The sequence below is a fragment of the Phenylobacterium sp. genome (assembly GCF_031425575.1).
GTDB lineage: Bacteria > Pseudomonadota > Alphaproteobacteria > Caulobacterales > Caulobacteraceae > Phenylobacterium.
The window spans coordinates 23,680-30,119 of record NZ_JANPJP010000376.1 but is presented as its reverse complement, the minus strand read 5'-3'; the positions used below and the strand labels follow the sequence as shown (position 1 = coordinate 30,119).

General features: G+C 67.6%; 7 protein-coding genes. 5 read left to right on the top strand and 2 right to left on the bottom strand.

The window, feature by feature from the left end; genetic code table 11:
* Positions 1 to 168: 168 nt before the first annotated feature.
* A complete protein-coding gene (locus tag RMO97_RS21530; RefSeq protein WP_310543047.1) occupies positions 169 to 504 on the bottom strand; it encodes a hypothetical protein in 336 nt (111 codons plus the stop codon).
* Positions 505 to 810: 306 nt separating this feature from the next.
* On the opposite strand from RMO97_RS21530, the gene RMO97_RS21525 reads away from it, so the two are divergent.
* The 5 genes from RMO97_RS21525 (at position 811) to RMO97_RS21505 (ending at position 5,455) form a co-directional block, all read left to right on the top strand.
* Positions 811 to 1,740, top strand: coding sequence for a response regulator (locus RMO97_RS21525; protein ID WP_310543046.1), 930 nt, complete (start codon positions 811 to 813; stop codon positions 1,738 to 1,740).
* A gap of 19 nt (positions 1,741 to 1,759) precedes the next feature.
* Positions 1,760 to 2,254, top strand: coding sequence for a GAF domain-containing protein (locus RMO97_RS21520; RefSeq protein WP_310543045.1), 495 nt, complete (start codon positions 1,760 to 1,762; stop codon positions 2,252 to 2,254).
* Positions 2,255 to 2,461: 207 nt separating this feature from the next.
* On the top strand, positions 2,462 to 3,601 hold the full coding sequence (locus RMO97_RS21515) for a GNAT family N-acetyltransferase (RefSeq protein ID WP_310543044.1): 1,140 nt from the start codon (positions 2,462 to 2,464) through the stop codon (positions 3,599 to 3,601).
* Positions 3,602 to 3,605: 4 nt separating this feature from the next.
* Positions 3,606 to 4,541 (top strand): glycosyltransferase family 2 protein, encoded by a 936-nt coding sequence (locus RMO97_RS21510; protein WP_310543043.1) that lies wholly within the window; start codon positions 3,606 to 3,608, stop codon positions 4,539 to 4,541.
* Complete coding sequence (locus RMO97_RS21505; RefSeq protein ID WP_310543042.1) at positions 4,538 to 5,455, top strand: hypothetical protein; 918 nt, start codon at positions 4,538 to 4,540, stop codon at positions 5,453 to 5,455. Before RMO97_RS21510 ends, RMO97_RS21505 begins: the two co-directional genes overlap by 4 nt.
* 154 nt (positions 5,456 to 5,609) lie before the next feature.
* On the opposite strand, the gene RMO97_RS21500 is transcribed toward RMO97_RS21505, so the two are convergent.
* Entirely contained in the window at positions 5,610 to 6,314 is a 705-nt protein-coding gene (locus RMO97_RS21500; protein ID WP_310543041.1) for an FkbM family methyltransferase, read from the bottom strand.
* Positions 6,315 to 6,440 lie beyond the last annotated feature (126 nt).

Here is a 6,440-nt window from a genome sequence, read left to right as displayed (position 1 = left end):
CCCGGACCGGGTTCTCCTCGGAGACGTAGTCCTCAAGATATTCCGGGAGCAGCGTGCCCTGACGCCGGTCCTCCCCCTCCACAAACCGTTTCATCCCGGCCCCCGAAGCTGATGGACAGAAATCTAAGCTGCTTCGGTGTTCTCACACAGCCTCGGTGGGTTACGGACCTACGCCCTTGCCTTCTCCGACCGTGGAGCGCTGAGCCCCGTCCATGCTGTCCAGGTCCCGGCTGCATAAGCCAACCCATAGGCCAGGACCACGAGCGAGCTGACGATCGCGAAGGTGTCAACCAGTTCCGGCCGCAGCATAAGCGCTGGCAAGAGTACGAAGGCGCGAAGAAGATAGACTGCGGTGATCAGGACCAGCCCAGTTCGGAGAAGCGGGAGCCGGCGCATAAGGCCCGCGCCCGAAAAGGCGTAAAGCGCCCACACCAGAAGAATCATAGCGATGGCGATGGTGACCAGAGCAGGGGTGAAAGAGCCTCGCTCGGCCGCCCGCGCCATGCCTTCTCCAGCCCCGAAAAATCTATACCAGGCTGGGCCACCGACGATGACTGCGACATGGAGGACTGCTGCAAGCAGGCTAAGTATGCCGCCCGTGATGAGCCACTTGTTCCGGTTGATTTGCGTGGCCCCCTGTTGCGGTTGCGAGGGTAAGTGGAAGCGGAAATGTCCGCAACGGGTCGTGAGCCGCCCTGACCGCCCTGGGTCTCCGATAGTACGGTCGGCGACCCGACAATCTCCTGCGGCATAAACCCGATCTCAATGCTCGCCGATCATGTTCGCCAGGGTTTGGGGATTTCGGGGCCGATGAGTTCGCAACGACTGCTGCCCAGTGCGAATCTGAAGCCTGACGACCTGTCGGGCCTGAAGATCCTCGTGGTCGACGATCATTCCAACACCCTGCGCCTGATCACCGATGTGCTGCGGGCCGGCGGGGTGGGAGAGGTCTATACCGCCCCGGACGGCCATCGCGCACGCGAGCTGCTGCGCCATCGCTGCCCGCACATCATCTTCACCGACTGGTCCATGCCGGTGATGGACGGTCTGGAGCTCGTCCGCTCGATCCGCCGCGCGGCCATCTATCCCGACCCGCTCGTCCCAAATCCTGAGGCGCCCGTGGTGATGGTCACCGGCCAGCGCAGCGAGCGGGACGTCCAGGTCGCTCGCCTGGCCGGGGTCAATGAATTCGTGATCAAGCCCTTCACGCCGGCCGCCCTGCTGTCGCGCATCCAGCTGGTGCTGACGAGGCCCCGGCCCTTCATCATCAGCGAGGCCTATGTCGGCCCAGATCGCCGCCGCAAGGTGGAGCTGAACTATTCCGGCCCCCTGCGCCGCACCTGCGATCCCGAAGAGGTCGCCGACGAGGTGGAACGCGACGTGGCGCGCGAGACCATCAGCGTCGAGCTGGAGGCCATGCGGCGGCTGATCGCCGCCCGCGGGGGCGTGGACCGCGCCACCCTGCAGATGATCTACCGCGTCATGCAGCACACCACCTTCCGCGCCCGTCAGGTGCGCGACAAGGCCGTCGAGCGGGCCTCGGAGTCGATGATCGCCTATGTCGACGCCATGGGCGGGCCCGACGCCTGTGATCCGGCGGTGATCGAGATTCACTTCGACGCCATCCGCAATCTGCTGGGTCAGGTGGAGATGGATCCCGTCGAGGCCGACCGGGTCGCCCGGAACCTCGAGGCCGTTGTCTCCCGCAAGAGCGCCCGGCGTCTGGTGGCGGTGGGCTAGAAGCCTGTATACGGCTGCCATGGCCGAAGCTTTCAACGACCTGACCCTGCCCGAGGACAAGGCCGCGCGCTATGCGACCGTGGCGCAGGAGATCGCCTCCGTGTTGGAGGGCGAGCCTAACCGCGTCGCTCGGATGGCCACCATCGCCTCCATGCTGGCTGCAAGCTTCGAGCACTACTTCTGGACCGGCTTCTACGTCGTCGATCCCGACCGGGACCGAGAGCTTGTGGTCGGCCCCTATCAGGGGACGCTCGGCTGCCTGCGGATCGCCTACGGCCGCGGGGTCTGCGGGACAGCCGCGGCGACCGGCCAGACTCAGCTCGTGCCGGACGTCCATGCCTTTCCTGGCCATATCGCCTGCGACGGACGGTCGGCTAGCGAGGTGGTGGTTCCGGTGTTCGACTCCGCCGGAAACCTGATCGCCGTCTTCGATGTGGACGCCACCGAGCCTGCCGCGTTCGACGCCGTTGACGCCGCCTGGCTGGAGAAGATTCTGCAGGCTGCCTTCAGCTAGAGCCGGTTAAGCTTCCGGTAAGGCTGATCGTGGAAATTGGTGATTAATTACAACGTGTTGCTCAGGGTCTAGCCGTGGCTCTCGCGCCCCCCCGAGGGCGGACAGTTCCAGTCGCCCCTGACACGAAACGGCACACGTCCCAGGGCATGTAGATTGCAGCGTGCGGGTCCACCTTTCCCTAACCGGGACAAGCTAGGACTTGAGACGATGTTGAGCGCAGAGACCTTTCACCCGAGCGACCTGTCGGAGACCGACATCTCCACCTGGCGCAGGCTGTGCACCAGCCGGCCGGAGTTCGCCAATCCGCTGTTGGGGCCGGACTTCGCCCTGGCGGTGGGCAAGGTTCGTCCCGACGCCCGGGTTACGGTCTGGCGCTGGCCGGGTCGCACGGCGGGGTTCCTGGCCTATCACCGGCGCCCGGGCAGCTATGCCCGGCCGATCGGCGCGCCGCTCTCCGACTATCATGGCCTGGTGGCTGAGCAGGGGCTGGACGCCGACGAGGCGATGGCCGTCGCGTGCCTGTCGGTCTACCGCTTCACCGGCCTGACCGATCCGAACCGCGCCTTCGCGGGCGGCGTCGTGCAGCGCGAGAGCTTCGTGATCGAGCTGGAAACCACCGCCGAGGCCTATCTGGAGGCCTTGCGGGCAGCCAGCCCCAAGCGGTTCAAGAACTATCGCCGCCTGGACCACAAGCTGGACCGCGAGGTCGGCGAGCTGTCGATCCGCGGCGCGGACCGCGACCAGGCCGCCTTCGACACCCTGCTGCGGTGGAAGCGCGAGCAACTGGCCCGCACCGGCGCCCACGGATTCCTGAACGCCGACTGGACGCAGGGGTTGTTGCAGTCCCTGTTCGAACGTCAGGAGGGCGATTTCCAGGGCCTGATGGTCAACCTCTATGCCGGAGACCGACTGGTGGCGGGGCACTTCGGCGTACGCCAGGGCGGGGTCTATCACCCCTGGATCGCCTCCACCGATCCGGAACTGGCCGCCTGGTCGCCGGGCCAGGTGTTCCTGGGCCGGGCCATCGCGGCCATGCCGGAGATGGGTCTGACCACCTATGACCTTGGTCCCGGCCACGAGCACTACAAGCGGCCCTATGCGCTGACGACCCGGATGATCGGGGAGGGCGTCGCCACCGCCGCCAACCTCGGCGGCCGTGCGGCCCAGGTTTCGGAACAGGCCTGGAGCCTGGCCGGCGGCCATGGCCAGGGGCCCGTGGGCAAGCTGCGACGCCGGTTAGACATCATCGCCAGCAGCGAGCTCTCGTTCGCCGGGCGCGCCCGCGGCCTGGCCCAGGCCATCGGCGCCCGTGTCCGCCGCCAGCCGGCCGAGCTGGAGGCCGTCTGACCCCATGCCCGCGCCGCGCGTCAGCCTGATCATTCCCACCCAGCGACGCCTGGACGGACTGGCCACGGCTGCGCGCTCGACCTTCGCCCAGGCCGGCGTCGATCCGGCGGTCCTGGAGCTGGTGGTGGTGGACAATGACCAGGTTCCGTCAGCCCAGGCTCTGACCCAGACCTTGGCGGCCCAGGCGCCGTTCCCGGTGGTCTATGTACATGAGCCCGAACCCGGGGTCGCCAACGCCCGCAACGCCGCCATGGCGAAGGCCCAGGGCGACTTCATCGCCTTCCTGGACGACGACGAGGAGGCCCCCGCCGGATGGCTGGCCGCGCTGTTGGCCGCCCAGGCGAAGTACGACGCCGATGTGGTGTTCGGACCCGTGCGCGGCCGCGCGCCCGCCGGCGTCGCCAAGCATCGCGCCTATCTCGAATGGTTCTTCTCCCGGGTCGGCGACGGTCCGCGCGAGGGGGTGATCGATCACTATTACGGCTGCGGCGACAGCCTGATCCGCCGCGCCAGCCTGCCCGACCCCAAGGCGCCCTTCTCGGCCATCCGCAACCATATCGGGGGCGAGGATGATTTGTTGTTCGGCGGCATGCGGGCCAAGGGCGCGCGGTTCGCCTGGGCGCCCGACGCCTGGGTCTGGGAAGACCCCGTGCCCAGCCGCCTGACCCTGGACTACACGATCGCGCGCGCCTTCGCCTACGGGCAGGGCCCTTCGGCCCACTGCGCCATCAGCAGCCCGCCCGACCGCCTGGGCGTGGCGCGCTGGATGGCGATCGGCGTGGCCCAGGCCGGCGTCTACGGCCTGATGGCGGGCCTGCAATGGCTGGTCCGCAGCCCGCGCTTCGCCTTCACCCTGGACCGCGCGGCCCGCGGCCTGGGCAAGACCCTGTGGTGGGGTCCCTTCAAGATTCACTTCTACGGCCTGAGGGCTCCGACATGAGCATCATCAACGACTGGACCCCCGAAAAAGGCGCCGCCTTCACCCGGTCAAACCTGGCCTTCGAGCACGGACTGCATGAGCGGCCGATGTTCAACGATGAGGGCCTGGAACAGCTGCTGGACCGCTATCCGCGCGAGAAGCTGGGGGTGTTCACCATGGGGGAGGATCCGGTGGCCTGGACCACCTGGCGACGGGGCTCGGCGGGCGGGCTGTCGGGGTCCAAGCTTCTGGAGGCCGCGCAGTCGGGCCGCATCTGGCTGAACCTGCGGGAGACCAACCTGCACCTGCCGCAGTACGCCGCCCTGGGCGATGAGATTTTCGCCGAAAAGGAGGCCCACGTGCCCGGCCTTCGCACCTTCAAGCGCGATCTGGGCATGCTGATCTCCTCGGCCAACGCCCAGGTCTTCTACCATCTGGACGTGCCCCTGGTGTCGCTTTGGCAGCTGCGCGGGGAGAAGCGGGTCTGGGTCTATCCGGTGGCCGATCCCTATGTGGGCGACGAGGCGCTGGAGAAGATCGTGTTGCGCGAGACCGCCGAGCAGTTCGCCTTCAATCCAGCCTGGGACGCGGGGGCGGAGGTTCACGACCTGACGCCGGGCAAGATGGTCACCTGGGCCCAGAACGCCCCGCACCGGATCGAGAACGGCCCGATGCTGAACGTCTCGCTGTCCATCGAATTCATGACCCCCCAGGCCCTGATGCGGGCCAATGTGATCTACGCCAACGGGGTCCTGCGCCGCCGGCTGGGCGCGAGGCGTCCGCGCATTCAGCATGGCTTTACGCCGGGCGCGCTGGGCAAGCTGGCGGTGGCGCGCGGCGCCAAGGCGCTGAAGCTGCAGAAGCCCAACCCGCGGGTGTTGCCCACCAGTTTCAAGCTGGACGGCGAGCGGCTGGGGAGCCTGTTGCCGGTTTAGCTCTTTCCTCCCCTGTGAAGCGGAGCGGAACGGGGGAGGGGAACCGCGCGGTAGGCGTGGTGGAGGGGGCGAGCCCCATCCACGGTGTCTGGTCACGCCCCCTCCACCGCCTAATCGGCGGTCCCCCTCCCCCGTGAACGGGGAGGGAAGAGGTTCACTCAGCCACGAACAGGTAGTCCTCCACCCCGGCATAGCCGTCGACCGCAGTAAAGTCCGGCCCCTTGTGGGCCCGGTAGCCCAGGGGCCGCAGGAGGTCCCAGATGTCGCTCGGTTTCGCGCCCGCGCGGGCCAGGGAGACGTCGGAGATTTCCAGGAAGAGGGCGGGTTTGAACTTGGCCAGGGTCTTCAGGCCGCCCTTCAGGACATTGACCTCCCAGCCTTCGACATCGGCCTTCAGGAAATCCAGGTGGGTCAGGCCCTCCTGCTGAGCGAAGGCGTCCAGGGTGGTCAGGGGGACGACTTGGTCCATGGTGTCGCGGGTGTCCTGCCCGTCCTCGCCGAAGTGGGCGATGCCGAAGCCCAGGCCGCCCCTGGCCTTGATGGGGGTGCGCAGGATCAGCTCCGCCGGGGCGTCCGACAGGCCCATGGGGATCACCGTCACCTGGGGCAGGCGGTTGAAGGCCAGGGACCGGGTCAGGATCGAGCGGGCATAGGCCGACGGCTCGAAGGCGTAGACCCTGCCCTGCGGCGCCATGCGGGCGAACAGCTTCGAAAACTGGCCGGCGTGGGCGCCCACGTCGATCACCACCGCCTCGGCTGGAATGTGCGGCGAGAAGACCGGGATCATTTCTCGATGGTGCTGGCGGACCGACGCCTTCAGGAGGTGGGCCAGGAAGTCGAAGCGGCGCTTCAGGGTCATTCGGGGCGCTCCGCAGCTTGGCCTTCGCGCCTTGTGGCCTAATTCGGCGCCGCTGTAATCTCCAGCCGCGCCGGGCCCCGTTGGCTTACCTCACGGCGCCCGCCTAAAGTGCGTTTCAACGCGCGA

Coding starts and splice junctions, on each gene's coding strand:
- RMO97_RS21530 (WP_310543047.1), bottom strand. CDS start 504: ATGGCGCGGGCGGCCGAGCGAGGCTCTTTCACCCCTGCTCTGGTCACC.
- RMO97_RS21525 (WP_310543046.1), top strand. CDS start 811: ATGAGTTCGCAACGACTGCTGCCCAGTGCGAATCTGAAGCCTGACGAC.
- RMO97_RS21520 (WP_310543045.1), top strand. CDS start 1,760: ATGGCCGAAGCTTTCAACGACCTGACCCTGCCCGAGGACAAGGCCGCG.
- RMO97_RS21515 (WP_310543044.1), top strand. CDS start 2,462: ATGTTGAGCGCAGAGACCTTTCACCCGAGCGACCTGTCGGAGACCGAC.
- RMO97_RS21510 (WP_310543043.1), top strand. CDS start 3,606: ATGCCCGCGCCGCGCGTCAGCCTGATCATTCCCACCCAGCGACGCCTG.
- RMO97_RS21505 (WP_310543042.1), top strand. CDS start 4,538: ATGAGCATCATCAACGACTGGACCCCCGAAAAAGGCGCCGCCTTCACC.
- RMO97_RS21500 (WP_310543041.1), bottom strand. CDS start 6,314: ATGACCCTGAAGCGCCGCTTCGACTTCCTGGCCCACCTCCTGAAGGCG.